The 17,191-nt window shown below is 56.8% G+C and carries 13 protein-coding genes; 7 read left to right on the top strand and 6 right to left on the bottom strand.

Translation table 11 applies throughout. The features are described from left to right. Positions 1–215 precede the first annotated feature (215 nt). From HMPREF2890_RS01005 to HMPREF2890_RS00985, 5 genes are read left to right on the top strand one after another with little or no spacing between them, the layout of a single operon-like run. Positions 216–2,411 (top strand): S9 family peptidase, encoded by a 2,196-nt coding sequence (locus HMPREF2890_RS01005; protein ID WP_083289716.1) that lies wholly within the window; start codon positions 216–218, stop codon positions 2,409–2,411. Then, the gene (gene lipA, locus HMPREF2890_RS01000) at positions 2,411–3,331 is read left to right on the top strand and encodes a lipoyl synthase (protein WP_371325789.1); all 921 of its coding nucleotides are present in this window, start codon (positions 2,411–2,413) and stop codon (positions 3,329–3,331) included. The genes HMPREF2890_RS01005 and lipA overlap by 1 nt, the downstream gene beginning before the upstream one ends. 16 nt (positions 3,332–3,347) lie before the next feature. Continuing rightward, positions 3,348–4,493 (top strand): lactonase family protein, encoded by a 1,146-nt coding sequence (locus HMPREF2890_RS00995; protein ID WP_070464124.1) that lies wholly within the window; start codon positions 3,348–3,350, stop codon positions 4,491–4,493. Between the two features lie 6 nt (positions 4,494–4,499). Beyond that, positions 4,500–5,108 (top strand): chromate transporter, encoded by a 609-nt coding sequence (locus HMPREF2890_RS00990; protein WP_083289715.1) that lies wholly within the window; start codon positions 4,500–4,502, stop codon positions 5,106–5,108. Further along, positions 5,105–5,635, top strand: a complete 531-nt coding sequence (locus HMPREF2890_RS00985; protein WP_070464122.1) for a chromate transporter — start codon at positions 5,105–5,107, stop codon at positions 5,633–5,635. The genes HMPREF2890_RS00990 and HMPREF2890_RS00985 overlap by 4 nt, the downstream gene beginning before the upstream one ends. Positions 5,636–5,870: 235 nt before the next feature. Here the strand turns inward: HMPREF2890_RS00985 and ribH are convergent, their stop codons facing one another. The 6 genes from ribH to HMPREF2890_RS00955 are packed head-to-tail and all read right to left on the bottom strand — an operon-like array spanning position 5,871 to position 13,373. Next, positions 5,871–6,353, bottom strand: coding sequence for a 6,7-dimethyl-8-ribityllumazine synthase (gene ribH, locus HMPREF2890_RS00980; RefSeq protein ID WP_070464120.1), 483 nt, complete (start codon positions 6,351–6,353; stop codon positions 5,871–5,873). 22 nt (positions 6,354–6,375) lie between these two features. Beyond that, a complete protein-coding gene (locus HMPREF2890_RS00975) occupies positions 6,376–7,623 on the bottom strand; it encodes an ABC transporter permease (protein ID WP_210394726.1) in 1,248 nt (415 codons plus the stop codon). Positions 7,624–7,632: 9 nt separating this feature from the next. Next, positions 7,633–9,873 (bottom strand): GH92 family glycosyl hydrolase, encoded by a 2,241-nt coding sequence (locus tag HMPREF2890_RS00970; protein WP_070464116.1) that lies wholly within the window; start codon positions 9,871–9,873, stop codon positions 7,633–7,635. Beyond that, entirely contained in the window at positions 9,866–10,687 is an 822-nt protein-coding gene (locus HMPREF2890_RS00965) for a purine nucleoside phosphorylase I, inosine and guanosine-specific (RefSeq protein ID WP_018106489.1), read from the bottom strand. The genes HMPREF2890_RS00970 and HMPREF2890_RS00965 overlap by 8 nt, the downstream gene beginning before the upstream one ends. A 10-nt stretch (positions 10,688–10,697) precedes the next feature. Then, positions 10,698–11,993 (bottom strand): amidohydrolase, encoded by a 1,296-nt coding sequence (locus HMPREF2890_RS00960; RefSeq protein WP_371325788.1) that lies wholly within the window; start codon positions 11,991–11,993, stop codon positions 10,698–10,700. A 3-nt stretch (positions 11,994–11,996) separates the two neighbouring features. Then, complete coding sequence (locus HMPREF2890_RS00955) at positions 11,997–13,373, bottom strand: dipeptidase (protein WP_070464114.1); 1,377 nt, start codon at positions 13,371–13,373, stop codon at positions 11,997–11,999. 267 nt (positions 13,374–13,640) lie between these two features. Here HMPREF2890_RS00955 and HMPREF2890_RS00950 point away from each other — a divergent pair, with 267 nt between their 5' ends. Continuing rightward, positions 13,641–14,552: a GLPGLI family protein gene (locus HMPREF2890_RS00950; RefSeq protein ID WP_070464112.1), complete on the top strand. Its 912-nt coding sequence runs from the start codon at positions 13,641–13,643 to the stop codon at positions 14,550–14,552. Then, positions 14,552–17,149, top strand: coding sequence for a TonB-dependent receptor (locus HMPREF2890_RS00945; protein ID WP_070464110.1), 2,598 nt, complete (start codon positions 14,552–14,554; stop codon positions 17,147–17,149). The genes HMPREF2890_RS00950 and HMPREF2890_RS00945 overlap by 1 nt, the downstream gene beginning before the upstream one ends. The last annotated feature ends 42 nt before the right edge of the window (positions 17,150–17,191 follow it).

Here is a 17,191-nt window from a genome sequence, read left to right as displayed (position 1 = left end):
CAGGGCTTCGCCCCTGCGGGATCGGCAGGCGGTAGCAGCAGGGCGGGATTCGGTCAGCGAGATTGCACAGCGACAGAGGTTAGCACTTCTCTTATTGATAAGCTCAAATGGGTCACCCCTGCTGCAGTCCCGTAGGGTGGGGATCGTCAAAGGAGAAAAGGGTATATTTGCGAGACAAGATCAATCTAACCGCTTACCGAAGAATTGTTTTTTTCATGAAGCTATCCCATATCCTACTTGGCGTCGTCGCTGTCGCCTTTGTGGCAGGCACTACACCGCTCACTTCGCAAGTAAAGAGCGACCATCTCACTCTGCAGGACATCAATCGCGGGGTCTACTATCCTTACAGTGCCGGTAGCGGCTTCCGCTCGCTCCGCGGTGCCGGCAGCTCCTACACGGTGATCAGCCCGGACCATAAGCGGGTGGTGCGCTACTCCTATGCGACGGGGAAGGAGGAGGCGGTGCTCTTTGACACCGCCAAGGCGAGGGAGTGCCCCTTTGAGACCTTTGACGACTACCTCATCAGCGACAATGGCTTCCATATGATCATCCTCAGGGAGACGACACCGATCTACCGACGGAGCCGCTCCTACACTGCGTACCACTACGATGTGCGGCGCAATATGATCTCTCCGCTCAGTGAGACGAAGGGGCAGGTGCGGATCCCCACCTTCTCCCCCGACGGCAAGATGTGCGCTTACGTGATCAACAATGACCTGTACATAAAGAAATTTGACTACGACACCGAGGTGAGGGTGACGACGGATGGGAGGTACAATCATGTGATGAATGGGGTCACCGACTGGGTCTACGAGGAGGAGCTTTACCTGACCAGTCTGCTGAGCTGGAGCCCGGACAGCAAGTACCTCTCTTACGCCAAGACCGACGAGAGCGCCGTGAAGATGATCGGCATGACGATGTACGGCAAGGGCAACTACCCCTTTATCTACTCCTATAAGTACCCTAAGGCGGGTGAGCAAAACTCAAAGGTCTCCCTCTGGCTCTACGAGGTGGACAATAGGCGCAACGTGCCGATCATGGAGAAGGAGCTGGGCGAGGAGGAGCTCTATATCCCGAGGCTTGGCTTTGAGGGCGAGCAGCTGTATGTCTTTACCCTCAATAGAAATCAGAATGACCTCCGCATCTATCGGGTCAACCCCGGTAGCCGCATCGCCCGACTCTGGCTGCAGGATAAGGACGATAGGTACATTGATGAGCATGCGGAGGTGCTGCAGATGCAGATCACGCCCACAGCGGCCTACCTCGTCAGCGAGCGGGACGGGCGCCCAAGGGTCTACAAGTATACCCCTGAGGGCAATCTCGTCGGGCGACTGACGGATGAGGATGCCGACGTGGAGGAGCTCTATGGCGTCTCTCCCTCAGGGGAGGTGTTCTACCGGCTCGCTTCGCCCACTCCGATGGATCGGGTCGTGGTGGCGAGAGATGCCAAGGGTCGCACCCGCCTGCTCTCTCCTGATACGGGGACGAGCGATGTCACCTTCAGCAACGATATGAGCTACTACCTGCTGAGTCACTCCTCCACGACCGAGGTGCCTCGCTACACCATTCACCGGACCAAGGACGGGAAGGAGCTTCGGGTGCTGGAGGACAACGCCGCACTCGCTAAGCGGATCTCCCGGCTGAGCTACGGTAAGAGGGAGTTTATCACCCTTGAGACGAAGAGTGGGCAGCGGCTCAATGGCTGGATCATGCGCCCGACAGACTACAGAGAGGGGGTGCGCTACCCGGTCGTGATGACGCAGTACAGCGGCCCCGGGTCTCAGTCTGCACTCAACCACTTCTCCTTTGGCTGGGAGGAGTACCTCACCACTCAGGGCTTCGTCGTCGCCTGCATTGATGGGCGTGGTACAGGAGGCCGAGGCAGTGACTTTGAGAAGTGCACCTACCTCTGTATGGGCTACTTGGAGAGTCTGGATCAGATAGAGGCTGCGCATGCGCTCGCCAAGCTACCCTATGTCGATGGCGACCGGATCGGGATCTTTGGCTGGAGCTTTGGCGGATATAATGTCCTGATGACGATGGCGCGTGGCAAGGGGACCTTCCGTGCCGGTGTTGCGGTCGCTCCGCCCTATGACTGGCGACTCTACGATAGCATATATACTGAGCGGTATATGCGAACCCCGCAAGAGAACCCTAAGGGCTATGAGCAGACCTCTGTTGCAACTTATGTTAATGGGATGGAGGGTGCACTGCTGATCTGCCACGGCACAGCGGATGACAACGTCCACTTCCAGAATACGATGCACCTCGTCCCCGCCCTCGTGGAGGCTGACAAGGACTTCCGGATGCTGGTTTATCCGGACAAGAACCATGGGATCTATGGCGGCAACACCCGCAACCACCTCTACCGCCAGATCACGAATCACTTCATCACCCACCTTCGTCCATGATGAGAGACGAGCCTCGTAAGCCGGCCTGGCTGAAGATTGATCTCAGCAGTACCGACAGCTACAGTCACACCTCCCATACCATCACCGCGGGCGGACTGCATACGATCTGCGCCAGTGGTAAGTGCCCCAATCGGGCTGAGTGCTGGAGTCACGGTACAGCCACCTTCATGATAGGAGGAAACTACTGCACCCGGCGCTGTCGCTTCTGCGCTACAGCCTACATGAGTAAGCCACCGGCACTCAACCCTGGTGAGCCTGAGTCTGTTGCTCGCAGTGTCCGTGAGATGGGGCTCCGCTATGCGGTCATCACCTCGGTGGACCGAGATGATCTTGAGGATAGTGGAGCGGCACATTGGGCGGAGACGATCCGTGCCATCCGTCGGCTCTCCCCGGAGACGAAGATCGAGGTACTGATACCGGACTTCAGGTGGGATATGAGCGCCGTCGACACAGTCCTCAAGGCAGGTCCCGATGTAGTGGGGCATAATGTGGAGACGGTCCGTCGCCTGACCCCGCACGTCCGCTACCGGGCGACCTACGATGGGAGCCTTGCCGTGCTGAGGCACGTAGCTGAGCAGGGCTTCATCGCCAAGACCGGCATTATGCTTGGGCTCGGCGAGACGGAGGAGGAGGTGCTGGAGACGATGCGCGACTGCTACGATGTAGGCGTGCAGACGATGACCATCGGACAGTACCTTCGTCCCACGCGCCAGCATATCCCAGTCGTGGAGTACATCCATCCCGACCGCTTCCGGGCTTATGCCGAGGAGGGTAGGGCGATCGGTCTCAAGCATGTGGAGAGTGGGCCGCTGGTCCGCTCCTCGTACCATGCCGCTGATCAATTTGATACCGCTAAGAACTTCCTTGACCTGAGGGATCTGGCTGCTCGTCGCACCCAGGTGAGAGGAGAAGAAAAATAGTCCAATCGAGATAAATATGAATACTTTCGCCAAGATACTTCGTCCTGTCCTTGCCGCGTCGCTTGCCGCCTTCCTCACCACCGGTTGCGGACTGCTGCGACAGGCTACCTATGGGGATGAGACCGAGACTGAGGAGACGAACCACCACTACGTGATGCTGATCGGTTCGCTCGGAAGCACGCCTGAGGAGGGGGAGATACAGAGCTTTACCCTTCACCCGATCACAATGGCTACCGAGCATACCGGTACGGTCTCAGCAGCATCGCCTTCCTTCATGGCGCTCGGCAAGGATCGCCGCACGCTCTTTGTGACGAATGAGACGGAGCGTGAGTCGACGCTCTCCTCCTACAAGCTTGATCCCAGCAGCGGTGAGCTGAGTCTTATCAGCAAGACCTACACCATAGGAGAGGGCCCCACCTATGTAGCCACCAACGGCTCCTATGTGGTGTCGGCCAACTATGCCGGAGGGAGCATCAGCCTCACGGAGAGTGACAGCAAGGGTGTGCTGGCACCGGTGGACTGGCATATTCAGATAGGGGATAAGGGTGTGTCTCACCCCCACTCGGCTTACTTTACCTCGGACGGCTCTCAGCTCTTTGCGACTGACCTTGGATTAGACAAGATCCTTCACTTCGGCATTCATAACGATACACCGCCGATCACCCTTGATGCCAATCAGATCACTCTCCCCAAGGGCTCAGGTCCCCGGCACATCATCCTTAGCAATAACGACAAGTTTGCCTACGTCGTCTGCGAATTCACTCCTCAGGTCTTTGTCTACCGCAATGAAGACGGGGTACTGACCGAGATCCAGCGCATATCCACTCATCGCACGGGAAAGAGTGGGGGACACATTGCCCTCAGCCACGATGGTCGCTTCCTCTACACAAGCCATCGGGATGGAGGACAAGATGCCATCATCGCCTTCCGTGTGGATAAGCAGAGTGGGCGGCTCACCTATCTATCGACTACTCCGACGGGACGTCACCCACGTCACTTTGCGATCAGCCCCGATGACCGCTACCTTGCTGTCGCCCAGAGGGACGACTCGCTGGTTAGCTTCTATAAGCTCGATCGTCAGAGTGGCGAACTAACTCCAATGAAAAAGGCGATCCGAACTGATCGACCGGTTTTTCTCCTCTGGGAAAGCTTTGACAACTGACCCCTCATGACCTCTGACACGAAGGAGGAAAAGAAGGAGACCCGGGCTCGGCTCCTCTGGCGGCTCTGCAGCTCTTTCTTTGTCATCGGTGGCTTTACCTTCGGAGGAGGGTATGCGATGATCGAGATGATCCGCGAGACGGTGGTGGAGAAGTATCACTGGCTCGAGGATGAGGAGTTTATCGACTTGCTGGCGCTGACTCAGTCGCTGCCGGGGGTCTTTGCAGTCAATATCTCCATATTTATCGGCATGCGATTGGCCGGACCGATAGGAGCTGTACTTGCAGGTATTGCGACAACGCTGCCGAGCTTCCTCATTATGCTGACGATCGCCATCTTTGCCGTCTCCTATCGAGACAACCCTACTGTCGATGCGATCTTTAATGGCATTCGCCCTGCGGTGGTCGCGCTGATCGTGGCTCCGGTGGTGAAGCTCTGGCGGGGACTTCGGCTTCCCTACTACTGGCTCTGGATCCCGATCACCTCAGCGCTGCTGATCTGGCTCGTTGGGATCAGCCCCGTTGTGGTTATCATCGTAGGTGCTCTGGGGGGATGGTTTTACTCGGTCGTGCTGCGTAAGTCGGTACGGCATACAGGTGAGGCGGATAAGGGATGATCTATCTACAGCTTATCTGGGTCTACCTCAAGATCGGTGTCCTTGGCTTCGGTGGGGGGTATGCTATGCTGCCACTGATCCAGGAGGAGGTGGTAGAGCACTACCACTGGCTGACGATGCAGGAATTTACCGACATTGTCGCCATCTCGCAGGTGACACCCGGTCCGATCGGGATCAATAGTGCCACCTATATTGGTTATACCGTCACGGGAGGGAGTGTGTTCGGCTCTGTTGCGGCCACGCTGGCGGTGATGTTTCCCTCCTTTGTCCTCTGCTTCCTCATCAGTCGTGCCTACAGGCGCTTCATCGACAATAAGCATGTGCAGGGACTCTTTGTCGGTATCAGACCGGTGACGGCAGGTCTCATCGCCTCCGCTGCTCTGCTCCTGATGACTCCGGATAACTTCATTGACGGCTGGAGTATCGTCCTCTTCCTCGTCTGTCTCGTCTGTATGCTCAAGCGATGGGTCCATCCCATCCTGCTGATGATCCTCTCCGGACTGGCCGGGTATCTCATTTATGTATAAGAGACCTTTGCATAATATCCCATCTGCAGCGTCACTTTCAAGATTCGGGCTTGGTTATGTGCGTAAGCACACTCCCCTCGCCCTCACTCTCAGTTCCTTGCATCTGTGGTATTCTGCAAACTTCCTGCCGAAAAAGCGCTGCTTTTTCGGCGAAAGACCATTTTGCAAAGGTCTTGTATAAAAGAAAAAGGCCTCTGCAACTGCAGAAGCCTTTTCTCATAGTACGCCGCTGTGCTTACTTGCCAAAGCGACCGATGAGCTTCAGGGCAGTGACGGCTGCCTCGATGCCCTTATTGCCGTGCTTGCCACCGGAGCGGTCAGTCGCCTGCTCCATGGTATTGGTGGTGAGGACACCAAAGATGATCGGCACGTCAATGGTGTCGGCATTGAGCTTGCCGAGATTGACGGCAACCGCTTGACTGAGATAGTCGAAGTGGGGTGTCTCACCCTGGACGATACAGCCGATTGCGAGGATCGCATCAAGCTCCTCTGTCTGGAGCATTCGGTTGCAGCCGTAGATGAGCTCAAAGCTTCCGGGTACATACTCCACGAGGAGATCCTCCTCTCGCACGCCATACTCCTTGAGCGTGTCGATGGCACCCTGCGCCATACTATTGGTGACCTGATCATTCCACTCCGAGACAACGAGAGCGACTCGCTTGCCCGTCGCATCGGGGATGGTCGTGGGGTCGTAGTTACTGAGATTGGTTGTAGACATTTTACTTTATATACTCTTTGGTTTACTCAAATCTTAGGACCTGCGCCGGGTGGATCTTACCGATTACCCGTGTGGGGATCAGCACCAGGAGCAGAATGGCAACGACGATGATGAGATTGGTGAAGAGAAGGGTCTCCCAGCGGATCTCCATCGGCACGTAGGCGGTGTAGTACTGTGAGGGGTCGAGCTTAAGTGGCTTCCAGGTCATCTGTATGCCGGCAAGAAGCAGCGCAAGAGCATTACCCCACAGCACCCCTCGCCCCAGCACGAATGCCGATATGTGGAGGAATACCCTCCGCAGAGACCTATCCGACTGACCGAGCGTCTTCAGGAGGGCGATGGCGCGCACCTTCTCCAGCACAAGGACGATGATGCCGGTGATCATCGTGATGCCGGCGACGATGATCATCAGTGCAAGAATCATATAGACATTAGCGTCTAAGAGACTGAGCCAGCTGAAGATACCGGGGTAGAGCTCCTCTGAGGTGAACATCGTGTAGCGCTCCTGATACTGCCCGTTGCGGGCCGCTAAGTAGTCAAAGCAACGATCAAAGACGGTCCCCACCTGCTTGTGGTCGGTCAAGTGGATCTGCACGCCACCCACTTGGTTGCTGCCGAAGCCGGCAACGGACCGAACCAGCCGAATATCGCCTACCAGCAGTGCTTGATCGTACTCCTCAAACCCGGTGTAGAATAGTCCGGTCACTGTGAGACGTCGCACCTTGAAGCTCTCCCCATCCGTGAAGTAGGAGAGGCAGCGATCGCCCACCTTAAGGTCAAAAAGTCGTGCCAGCGTTGTTGACATCAGCACCTCCTCATCCGACTCACCCCTAAAGCCCGGGATCTCTCCCTCCACCATATACTTTGCGAAGAAGTCGGCATTAAAGAGTGAGTCCACGCCATGGAAGGCGACTGCACGGAAGGTGGAGTCGACCTTAATCAGGCTCATCTCATCGGCAAAAGTATAGACAGCTGCCTTGGGGTCATGGCTCCGGGCGATCGCCGTCAGGCTGTCGGTCAGTCCCTCTGGGAGATCCAGCGGTACAGTGTACCTATTGAATGTATTGTCCGGGTTGGAGATCTTCACACTGCCGATAAAGCCATCGATCTTGCTCCGTATCTCCTGCTTGAAGCCGTCAATGATGAAGAAAGAGATCAGTATCAGCAGGATCCCCAAGGCGATCCCTATGGTCGAGACCTTCACCACCGGTCGCAGCCGGGGCTTCTCACTCTCGCTGTAGAGAAATTTCCGCGCAATACTTCGCTCCAAGCTCATAACTTAGTACTCGTAACTCAGCACGCCACCCTGTCGCAGCATCTCATGAGAGATCCTGTGGCGCTTGAGCGACTTGCCATTGAAGCGGATTCCCTTGACATAGCTCTTCGCATCCCGAGGAGCTCCCTCAATCACCAAGCGGTCGGAGCCATACCAAGTCGGGTCAAGCCGAATTGTGATCCGGTCAAAGGTGGGTGCCGTCAAGGCATACTCAGGTACGCCGGGTACATCGGGGTAGAGACCCATCATGGAGAAGACTGCCCAAGCGGACATCGTCCCGGTATCGTCATTCCCTGGGATCCCATCGGGAGACGTGTGGAAGTGCTTCGCCAGCAATTCGCTAACTAAGTGCTGTGTCCTCCACTCCTCGCCGCTGAAGTAGGTGAAGAGGTAGGGATAGGCAATGTCCGGCTCATTGGAGGGGTCGTAGTGTCCATCATCGAAGACGCTCTGCAGGTGACGGACAAAGGCTTTTCGCCCACCGTGGAGACGGACCAGCCCGGGAATGTCGTGGGGAACGAAGAAAGCGTAATTCCATGCGCAGCCCTCGTGAAATCCGGGATTGGGCTCAAAGTCCTTCCCCAGCTCAGGGTCGTAGGGCGATAGGAAAGATCCGTCCGGCAGCTTAGGTCGAAGCGTCTTTGTCTCCGGATCAAAGTAGTTCTTATAGCCGAGGCTCTGCTTGTAAAAGCGTTTTGCCTCCTTTTTCTGTCCAAGTGAGTCGGCGAGGATGCTCAGTGCGTGGTCTGCCACGTAGTACTCAAGGGCATGGGAGACAGAGTTGTCGTACTTTCCTCGCAGAGGTACGTAGCCGAGCCGGAGGTAGTCATTGTTGTCGCTCCTTAGGAGATTTGCCTCGCTCGGCAGGGTGGCAGACTTAACCATCGCCTCATAGGCGGTCTCTATGTCGTACCCTCTCAGCCCCTTGAGCCACGTGTCGACGATCACCGGTATGGCGGGGTCCCCCTCCATCGTAAGCGTCTCCCGCCCGATCAGTTCCCAGCGAGGTAGCCAGCCCCCCTCGCGGTACATATCAATCATCGACCGAACCATATCGAGCTGCCGCTCCGGATATGCCAGCGTCATCAGCTGATGGACGTTGCGGTAGGTGTCCCATAGAGAGAAGATGGTATACCGGTCGTGTGCCGTCTGTCCCACGCTGTCGCTCTCCATAGTCGGGTACTGACCATTGACATCCTGGAGGATGCTTGGCTGAATCATCGTGTGGTAGAGTGCAGTGTAAAAGACCCTTCGCTGCTCCTCAGTACCGCCCTCTACGGTGATGCGGCTCAGCTCCCTCTCCCAGCTTGAGGAGGCACGCTCCCGAAGGTGAGCAAAAGAGAGTTTCGCCGTCTCCGCCTCCATATTTTGCCAAGCGTTCTCAGTGCTGACGAAAGAGACGGCAAGTCGGACTTCGATCGACTCCTCCTCACTTGTCTCGTAGGTGAAGTAAGCGCCTATGTCGTCTCCGGCAATCTCCCGTCCATACTTTGTGTAGACTTTATACCTGCCGGCGTGTTGGTCCCACTCCGCCTCGGCAGTCATCGGGCGCTGATGCTTCCACCAGCCGGTCTGCTTTGGTGCTTTGGACACACGGAGGGCAAAGTAGATCGGATAGACCGCCTGGGGAACATCGTAGCAGAAGTTTCCCAGCAGCTTCATCCCCTCGATCTCAGTCGCGCTCTTTCGCCTAAGGAAAGCCCCCGACTCATTCGTCAGCCCTTCACCGAGATTGAGCAGCAAGTGACTCTCCCCGGCGGGGAAGGTGAAGCGACTCACTCCGGTCCTTAGAGTGGAGGTGAGCTCTGCTGAGATGCCGTAGCGATCAAGCCGGACGGCATAGTACCCCGGCTCGGCGCGCTCCTCACTGTAGGCGGTCCCATACTTGTGGTAGTCCGGCTCGAGCGACCCGGTCGTCGCCATCAGCAGGAGGGAACTCATATCCGGGCAGCCGACGCCGCTCAGATTGACGTGCGCAAAGCCGGTGAGGAATGAGTTGGTCCACTCATATGGTGTACTCCACCAGCGACTATCTTTGTCATAGGTATTGCTGTCCGAGCCCATGACATTGAAGGGTGTGACAGACATAATCCCCCACGGGCACCGGGCACCGGGATTGGTGGTGCCAAAATTGGTGGTCCCGATGAAGGGATCCACATACTCCACAAGGCGCTCCTGCCCGTGGGCAAGAGCGCAAAGGAGGGAGAGTAGGGTGGCAGCGAGGGCCGCGACACTCTTATGCATAGATAGAGGCGATCAGTCGTCCGAAGAGCTTCGTCATACGGTCCGAGGCTGCATCAGCTGCCCGGATCACATCATTCTCATCATTAACGTACTCGGGGTCGTTATTGAAGCACTCGTTGGTGATGCAGGACATCCCGAAGACGTGCATCCCGCAATGCCGGGCCACGATCACTTCCGGTACCGTGCTCATACCGATGGCGTCCCCTCCGATGAGGGATAGCATACGGCACTCGGCAGGCGTCTCGTAGGAGGGACCTGTCCAGCCGACATAGACCCCTCTCTGGAGTGAGATCCCCAGCTCACCTGAGAGTCTCTCAGCCTCGTGGATCAACCCCCGATCGTAGGGGCGAGTCATATCAGAGAAGCGGGGACCAAAGGCATCAATATTGGGCCCGATCAGAGGATTGGGGAGCCAATTGATGTGATCGGTGATGATCATCAGATCACCCACGTGGAATGAGGTGTTGAGTCCACCTGCAGCATTGGACACAAAGAGGTACTCAATGCCTAAGAGGTGGAAGACACGTACGTGGAAGGTGACCTTATCCATCGGATAGCCCTCGTAGTAATGAAAGCGCCCCTGCATAGCGATCACCGGAGCACCATCCAGCGTACCTATGATCAGATTGCCCTTGTGTCCCACCGCCGTGCTGACGGGGAAGTTGGGGATATCCTTGTAGGGGATTACCTTAGCATTCTCTATGCGGTCGGCGAGCTTTCCGAGCCCGCTTCCCAATGTGATCGCCACCTTTGTCCCCTCCGGTACAAATGGGCGGAGGTAATCGGCGGCTGCCTGATAGTCTTGTAGATTCATCTCTTGAGTATTAAATGATTATACAGCTACACCGCTGCGACGGAAGAGCTCCTTGGACACCTCCTCGAAGCGCCCCCTGATCTCTCTCTCCCGGTATGACGCGGTGTCTCATCAGCACCTTTCCATCGACGATCGTCGTATCAATGACGTCTCCATTGGTAGCGTAGACGAGGTTGGAGATCAAGCTGTGTGTGGGCGTCATATCAAGTCGGGAGAGGTCGACAAGGCAGACATCGGCAAGATAGCCCTCCTCTATGCGACCACTCTCCAAGCGAAGGATATCCGCCCCGATACGAGTAGCGCTGTCGAAGAGATCTCCCGCCTTATTCACCGTTGGGTCTCCGCTCCAGCTCTTTCCCATAAAGGAGGCGCACTTCATCGCCGTGATCATGTCGAGGTTATTCGAGCTGGAGACGCCATCCGTCCCCAGTCCCACACGGACACCCCGGCGGCGCAACTCTTCGTATCTGAATTGGCTCCCCGAGGCGAGCTTCATATTTGAGGCAGGATTATGCACCACGCTACAGCCGTGGTCGGCCAGCATCAGGATCTCCTCGCTGTCGAACCAAAGTCCGTGCGCCAGCACAAGGTTGTCCGACAGCACACCGATCTCCTTGAGGAAGCGAACCGGTGTCGTGCCGTACTTCTCGCAGCAATCGCGCCACTCGGTGTAGGTCTCCGAGAGGTGGAGGTGCACGAGGAGTCCATTGGCCTTGGCAAAGTCGGATCCATACCTGAGCTGCTCAGCCGATACCGTATAGATGGCGTGAGGACCGACCGATAGCTGCACCCTGTCGGAGAAGGTGTTGAAGAGCTTGAGATACTCCTCCAGTCGCTTCCGGTCCAGTGCTGCCCGCTCCTCATCCCATCGGTCAAAGAGGGTATAAGAAAGGTTTGCTCTCAGACCGCTCTCCTCCACTGCACGAGCCGTCCCCTCGGGTAGGGTGTACATGTCAAGGAAGGCGGTGGTGCCACTCTTGATCATCTCGAGGGTGGCTACACGAGCGCCCCAGTAGATGTCCTCCTCCGTGAGATGAGCCTCCACGGGCCAGATCATATTATTGAGCCAGTCCATCAAGTTAAGGTCATCGCCATAGCCACGGAAGAAGGTCATCGCCGAGTGGGTGTGACCATTCACAAAGCCCGGTATGATTGCCAGCCCGTCCCCCTCAATCAGGTCAGCCTCAGGATGGTCAGCCGGGGAGACGGAGCCGATCTTAGAGATCCGACTTCCCTCAATCAGTACATCTGCCCTCCGACGGTCATCGGAGGGCAGGAGTACATTTTGGATAAGTAGTGAGGACATAGATTACTTGTGACCGAAGCGGGCGTAAAACTCCGCCACTGTCTCAATGCCGTTGTAGAAGTTGGTCAGGGGGAAGTTCTCATTCGGTGAGTGAATGCCGTCAGATCCAAGACCGAAGCCCATAAGGATTGTCTTCGTCTGAAGAATCCGCTCAAAGAGGATCACCACGCCGATACTACCACCGCTATGGTAGGCGATGGGACGCTTGCCCCAGACAGCCTCAAAGGCATCCTCTGCCACCTTGTAGGCTGGCAGGTCAGTCGGGCAATTGTACGCATCGGTACCGCTCAGGTTCGTCACCTTGACGCGCACGGTATCCGGAGCGAGCTCCTTGATATAGGGCTCAAAGGCAGCAATGATCTTATCCTTATCCTGATTGGCTACAAGTCGTGTAGAGATCTTGGCGGTCGCCTTGGCGGGGATGATCGTCTTTGCGCCCTCACCGGTGTACCCTCCGTAGATACCACAGACATCCAGGGCAGGTCTCCAGCTGTTGCGCTCGTAGGTGACGTAGCCCTCTTCGCCCTGTACACCGGGCACGCCGATCGCATCGGAGTAGGACTTGTCATCGTACGGGATCTGAGCCACCTGCTTGTGATCCTCCTCCGTCATATCGATCACGTCATCGTAGAATCCCGGGATCGTCACCTTGCCCTTCTCGTCGTGGAGCTTGGAGATAATCTTCGCCAGCTCGTTGATCGGATTGGCGACGGCACCGCCATAGTGACCGGAGTGGAGGTCGTGGTTCGGACCACTCACCTCTACCTCCCAGTAGCACATACCTCTCAGACCGGTGGTGATCGACGGCACCTCGTTACTTACCATATCGGTATCGCTAACTAAGATCACGTCACAGGCGAGGAGATCCTTGTGCTTCTTCAGGAAGCTCTCCATATTGATCGATCCGATCTCCTCCTCTCCCTCGAGGAGTACCTTGACGTTGCACTTCACCAGACCCAGCTCGAGGGCAGTCCGCAGTCCCTGTACCTGTGTGGAGGACTGTCCCTTGCAGTCGTCCGCTCCGCGGGCTACGATCAGACCATCCTTGATCACCGGCTCGAAGGGATCCGGCTGATTCCACTCATCGAGTGGCTCTGCCGGCATCACATCGTAGTGTCCATAGACGAGCACCGTGGGGGCGTCCTCGCTATACTTCTTCTCTGCAAAGACTGCAGGGTGTCCTCCCGTCGGTAGGATCTCGACGCGATCCATACCGATGCTCTTGAGGATCTCGCTCCAGCGCTCGGCGCAGCGTACCATATCCTCCTTGTGGGATGACTGTGAGCTGACGGAGGGGATGCGGATGAGTGAGAATAGATCCTCAAGGAAGGCATCCTTATGCTCCTCGATAAACTTCTTGATTTCCGGATTTGTGGCCATAGTGGTTTACGTTGTACTCGGCTCGGGAGATCGTAGCAGAGCCGAGGGGGTGTCTATTATATACGTGTAGGTGCTATTGGATCTCCGAGGAGTAGCGACATAAAGAGGTCATTGACCGGCGCTCTCCGCCGCACCTGTCCTCAAATTTACCCTTTTCCTCCTTTCCTCACAAATATTTGTCTCGAAATGTGATGTGATCTCATCCCCCCTTGTGTGAGAAAATTCGCTACCTTTGTGACACGTATCAACCACCAATTAGACAAGATTATGATCCCTTCCCACTTACGTACGCTTCTGCTGTCTATCTCAGTGCTCCTGCTGCTGACCGTCTCGGCCCGGCTCTTCGCTCAGAGCCCATCGGACCAGTATGAGTGTCTCTACAGGTATCACTACAGCGGTCCGACCACTTCCTCAGAGGACAATGAGAGCGGATTGGACGTTATGGTCACCATTATGAGTGCCCAGGAGCAGCATAACGAGAGTCTCCCTCAGAAGCTCTCCACGCTGGTGATGCTCCGGATGGGAGACCAGCGTAGCTACTGTCGAGACTATACTGCTTATCGGGTGGACTCCCTGATGGCCGAGACCACCCGACCGGATAGTCTCCTGCAGAGTCTGCAGATGGCTGCGGTGGACAATCTCTTCTACTTCGACCCCTGCGTCACTATGGATCTGGGGCGTGGAGAGATGACGCTTATGGAGACGATCCCACTCTCCTACTACACCTACACCGAGCCGATGATGTCGATCGACTGGACGCTCTCCGAGGAGACGAAGGAGGTGTGTGGCTATAGCTGCAAGACCGCCACGGGTAGCTATGGCGGACGGACCTGGGTTGTGCGGTACGCTCCCGGGATCCCCTCCGCCTTTGGTCCATGGAAACTCCACGGATTGCCCGGTCTGATCCTCGAGGCAGAGGATACCGAGGGAATGCATCACTTCACGGCGGTTCGCTTTGCTAAGGCAACAACTCCGCTACCGGAGCCGGACCGCTCCATGGCGATCCGGACTACCCGTCAGGATTTCATCAAGGCAAAGTCGCGTCAGACTGAGATCCCTATGGACGGTATCACCGAGATGACTGTCAGGAGGAATGACGATGGTCAGAGAGTCGTTATGATCAATGGCTTTACGCTTCGACCACTTGTCTCCAAGATCCAACCACTGGAGCTGAAGTGATGAGACCCCGCTGCTGCTTACTCTCGCTCCTACTTCTCCTTTGCTCGCTCTCACTTCTTGCACAAGAGTATAAGCTCGCCGGTCGTGTGACTGGTGCTGAGGGCGAGGCGGTCGTGGGCGCCCGGGTGACTCTCAGCCACGAGGGGCAGATCCTCGCCTTTGCCTTTACTCGCAAGGGGGGCAATTTCACCCTCACATCCGATCGCTGTTACCCGAGAATGACGCTCTCTATCAGTCATCTCTCGTACGAGACGGACAGTATCTCGCTGACGCCCGACCGTCACGAGGTGACGCTCCGTCTCTCTCCGCGTGTCTCACAGTTGCAGGAGGTGACGGTGGAGGCCTACCCGATCATTGAGCGGTCGGATACGCTCACCTATCTCCTCCGCTCCTTTACGGAAGCTGGGGACTACACCTTAGAGGATGCAATCAAGCGTCTGCCCGGTGTGGAGGTGGACCCCAAGGGACAGATCAGCTATCTCGGCAAGGCGATCAGCCACTTCTATATCGAGGGAATGGATCTCCTCGGCGGGCAGTACCACAAGGCGACACGAAACCTCGATGCTACAAAGGTGGCCTCAGTAGATGTGATGAGGCACCATCAGGATCGGAAGATAGATAAGGACGTGCCAACGAATGACGTGGCGCTGAATGTCCGGCTGGAGAAGGATGCGAAGAGCCGCCCCATTTGGTCGGGGAGTGGAGCGATCGGCTATGGGGGTAGGGTGCGGTACGACGCCTCGCTCTCGTCAATGCTCTTCGCTCACTCTATGCAGTATATGGCGCTGCTATCGGGAGGCAATCAGACGGAGCGTGCTCGGGATGATGCTCTGGATCTGATCGTGAGAGGGGACCCGCCTTCTGCTCTCGCGGAGCGAGTGATCGGCGAAGCCGCTGCATCCACGCCCCCGATCGATCGTGAGCTCTACCTCAGTCCCCTTGACCTCTCCGTCTCCGGATCGGTCCTCCGCGTCCTCACGGATGATCGGCAGCTCCGTGTGCAGGCACGCTATGGACGTAGCTCTACCGGCTACGGCTATGCGATAGAGAGGCACTTTGCCGATGGGACGGTGATCAGCGAGGAGAGCAATCCCACCGCTCTTGTCCATCTGCCGGGCGTGGAGATAGAGTATCGGGACAATCAAGAGGGCTACTTCTTGAGTAATTGCTTCGTCCTCGGGGGAAAGATCTCTGATGACCAACTGCCAACCATGCTTGGCGGGGGCGGATCCCACTTTGTGCAAAAGCAGTCTCGTGGTCTCTCTCTCCTCGATGAGATTGCCTACAGCCGCCGTCTCGGGGCCCGAAACCACCGAGTGGAGGGGCGGGTGAGTCTCGTGACGATTCCGGATCAGTGGCTGGGTATTGGCTCAGCCGATGAGGTCTCGCTTCGACAATATGCCCAGGGGGGATCCATCGGGGCGAATGCTACCTATACGCTCAGTGAGACAAGGGGGGCGCACAGGCTCTCCGGCACCTTGGGGCTGACCTCCTCTGGTGACTATGTGGAAACCTATCAGGAGCGGGAGGGTGCCGAGCGTACCGCCCTGAATGACCTCGATGTGAGCACCACCTCCCTCGGGCTGTCAACAGGCTACACTTATACTCGTCCGCGTGGACTTCGCTGCGTTTTAAATGCCACGCTTGCACTCTCAGGCAACTACCTCTCGCTCCGCAATAGCGGGGACCGACCTATCAAGCTCTCCCGTCCGCTCTTTACCATCAACCCCTCTCTTTCGGCAGACTTTGCGCTGAGTCCCTTTTCCGAGGTCAGCCTTGGCGCCAATTACAGTAGCGGCTATGGTGGCGCTGCCTCCTTCCTCTCCGCTCCGATCCGTACCGGACTGACGCAGACCACCACCGGCTCCGGGACACTCTCGGAGAGCTCTATGATCAGTGTGACTGGAGACTACCGCTTCAGTCAGCCGATGAGGATGTGGTTTGTCCGGCTCAGTGGGGGCTACACCCGGATCCGGAGCAATACCCTCGCGACTCAGACGATAGAGGAGGACATGATCGGCACCGGTGCGCTGGAGACCGATAACACCTCGCACCTCTACAATGGTGACCTCACGGTGACGAAGCGCTTCCACGCCTATAAGACTGCCCTCCGGCTCTATACAGGCGTCTCCCGTGCCGACTATCGGGTGATGCAAAATGAGGTGCTCCTCCCCTACAGCTCCACTACGATGTATGTCACCCCGGAGCTCTCAACCACGCCTATACGAGGACTGGAGCTCTCCTACGCGTACAACCTCAGTCGCACGATGATGAGCTTCGGCGGCTCCTCCGCTCAGCCGGTCATCTCCTACGGCCACCGCGCCGCTGTGAGTGTACCGCTACTGTGGGGTGTGGTCTGGAGGACAAATTGCCGGGTCACGACTTACACTGCATTTGAGGGACCGGACCGGACGTTCCCCCAACTCAGTACAGCGCTCTCGTATCGTCAGAAGTCATTTTCGGTCGATCTCCGGGTGCTCAATCTGCTCAACCACCAGTCCTACCGCTACCTCACCTTTGACACTGTTAATAGGTACGCCTATCGGTACGACCTTCGTCCGAGGACCATTCTCCTCTCTCTGCAGCTCTCCCTCTGACATGCGGACATATGGAGACCTTTGCATAATACCCCATCTGCA

Source organism: Porphyromonas sp. HMSC065F10 (genome assembly GCF_001808555.1).
Taxonomy (GTDB): Bacteria; Bacteroidota; Bacteroidia; order Bacteroidales; family Porphyromonadaceae; genus Porphyromonas_A.
The sequence above is the reverse complement of the archived record's forward strand: the minus strand, read 5'-3'. Positions and strand labels throughout refer to the sequence as shown.

Excerpts from the sequence above, each read along its gene's own strand:
- HMPREF2890_RS01005 (WP_083289716.1), top strand. The coding sequence starts at position 216 with ATGAAGCTATCCCATATCCTACTTGGCGTCGTCGCTGTCGCCTTTGTG.
- lipA (WP_371325789.1), top strand. The coding sequence starts at position 2,411 with ATGAGAGACGAGCCTCGTAAGCCGGCCTGGCTGAAGATTGATCTCAGC.
- HMPREF2890_RS00995 (WP_070464124.1), top strand. The coding sequence starts at position 3,348 with ATGAATACTTTCGCCAAGATACTTCGTCCTGTCCTTGCCGCGTCGCTT.
- HMPREF2890_RS00990 (WP_083289715.1), top strand. The coding sequence starts at position 4,500 with ATGACCTCTGACACGAAGGAGGAAAAGAAGGAGACCCGGGCTCGGCTC.
- HMPREF2890_RS00985 (WP_070464122.1), top strand. The coding sequence starts at position 5,105 with ATGATCTATCTACAGCTTATCTGGGTCTACCTCAAGATCGGTGTCCTT.
- ribH (WP_070464120.1), bottom strand. The coding sequence starts at position 6,353 with ATGTCTACAACCAATCTCAGTAACTACGACCCCACGACCATCCCCGAT.
- HMPREF2890_RS00970 (WP_070464116.1), bottom strand. The coding sequence starts at position 9,873 with ATGCATAAGAGTGTCGCGGCCCTCGCTGCCACCCTACTCTCCCTCCTT.
- HMPREF2890_RS00965 (WP_018106489.1), bottom strand. The coding sequence starts at position 10,687 with ATGAATCTACAAGACTATCAGGCAGCCGCCGATTACCTCCGCCCATTT.
- HMPREF2890_RS00960 (WP_371325788.1), bottom strand. The coding sequence starts at position 11,993 with ATGTCCTCACTACTTATCCAAAATGTACTCCTGCCCTCCGATGACCGT.
- HMPREF2890_RS00955 (WP_070464114.1), bottom strand. The coding sequence starts at position 13,373 with ATGGCCACAAATCCGGAAATCAAGAAGTTTATCGAGGAGCATAAGGAT.
- HMPREF2890_RS00950 (WP_070464112.1), top strand. The coding sequence starts at position 13,641 with ATGATCCCTTCCCACTTACGTACGCTTCTGCTGTCTATCTCAGTGCTC.
- HMPREF2890_RS00945 (WP_070464110.1), top strand. The coding sequence starts at position 14,552 with ATGAGACCCCGCTGCTGCTTACTCTCGCTCCTACTTCTCCTTTGCTCG.